Origin of the sequence: Micromonospora sp. CP22, assembly GCF_009712475.1 — a bacterium.
Lineage (GTDB): Bacteria > Actinomycetota > Actinomycetes > Mycobacteriales > Micromonosporaceae > Micromonospora.
The window spans coordinates 1-1,592 of record NZ_VCJO01000049.1; the positions used below are offsets into that span (position 1 = coordinate 1).

Here is a 1,592-nt window from a genome sequence, read left to right on the forward strand (position 1 = left end):
TCTAAGGTCCAGATCGCCCGTCACGGAAGGCACTTGCAGGGTGAAGGTTACCGGAACGCGCCCGAAGATCGTGGTCAGCGGTGACGGGCGGGGGGTGGTCGGGCACGCCGGTACGCGCCTGCTCGCCGATATCGCCGATGCCAGCAGGTTGACCAGCGGGTTTAGCGACGCCCTGGCTGTGCTGAGGCGGCGGCAGGCAGGCCATGACCCCGGCCGGGTCGCGGTGGACCTGGCGGTGATGCTCGCCGACGGTGGTGAGGCGATCGCCGACCTGGCCGTCCTGCGTGACCAGGCCGGCTTGTTCGGTGCTGTCGCCTCTGACGCGACCGCGTGGCGGGTGCTGTCCGGGATGGACGCCGCCGCGTTGGCGCGGCTGCGGCAGGCACGGGCCGGGGCGCGGGAGTTGGCGTGGGCGCAGATGGTCGAGACCCGCGGGCACCTGCCCGCCTCGACGGCGGCGGGGATGCCGGTGCCGGGGCTCGTGCTGGATGTGGACGCCTCGATCGTGATTTGCCATTCCGAGAAGGAGTCAGCGACCCGCACATGGAAGAAAACCTTCGGCTACCACCCGCTGTTTTGCTTCCTTGACGGCACCCGTGAGGCGCTGTCCGGGCTGCTGAGAGAGGGCCGGGCCGGGTCGAACACCACCGCTGACCACATCACCGTCCTCGACCGTGCCCTCGAACAGATCCCCGACGCCTACCGCTACGGCACCGAGATCCTCGTGCGTTCAGATTCGGCCGGCTGCACGCAGGGGTTCCTGGCCCACATCCGCAGCCTGCGTGAACACGGGATCACCCTGCGGTTCTCCGTCGGGGTGGCGATCACCGAGCCGATCCGTGCGGCGATCCGCGCCGCCACCGGCTGGATCGGCGCCCTCGACAGCGATGGTGACCTACGCGACGGAGCCGAGATCTGCGAGATCACCGGCCTGCTGCCCGCTGACCTGCTGGCCGGCTACCCCCACGGCACCCGGTTCATCGTGCGCCGCGAACGCCCGCACCCCGGCGCGCAACTGACGCTGTTCGACACCATCGAAGGCATGCGCCACCAGGTGATGGCCACCGACACTCCCGCCGGCGGCGCCTCGATCCAGTACCTGGAAGCCCGCCACCGCGCCCACGCCCGAGTGGAGGACCGCATCCGCACCGGCAAGGACACCGGCTTCGGCCGCTTCCCCTCCCGCGTCTTCGCGATCAACCAGGCGTGGCTGGAACTCGCGCTGACCGGCATCGACCTGCTCGCCTGGACCCAGCACCTGCTCCTCGACCGCGAACTCGCCGCCGCCGAACCGAAGAAGCTGCGCTACCGACTGTTACACGTCGCCGCCCGGATCACCCGCTCGGCCAGACGCACCCGGCTACGCATCGCCGAAGGCTGGCCCTGGACCACCGACCTCGTCACTGCCTTCAGTCGTCTCGCCGCGCTACCACAACCGGTCACCTGACACGCGACCCCACAGCCCGACGAGCAACCCGGAGGACCCCGGCCACCGCGTCGGGCCATCGGCACGCCCGCGAAACCCAACCCCAAACCGAGAAGATCAACTGCCCAGATCACGGCCTTGATCAACAGCTAGCGAAAGACCGAGG

1 protein-coding gene is annotated in these 1,592 nt (G+C 69.7%); it reads left to right on the forward strand.

The genetic code is table 11. The annotated features are described in order from the left end of the window. The first annotated feature begins 40 nt into the window (after positions 1 to 40). Entirely contained in the window at positions 41 to 1,447 is a 1,407-nt protein-coding gene (locus tag FF096_RS26150) for an IS1380 family transposase (protein WP_309223934.1), read from the forward strand. The last annotated feature ends 145 nt before the right edge of the window (positions 1,448 to 1,592 follow it).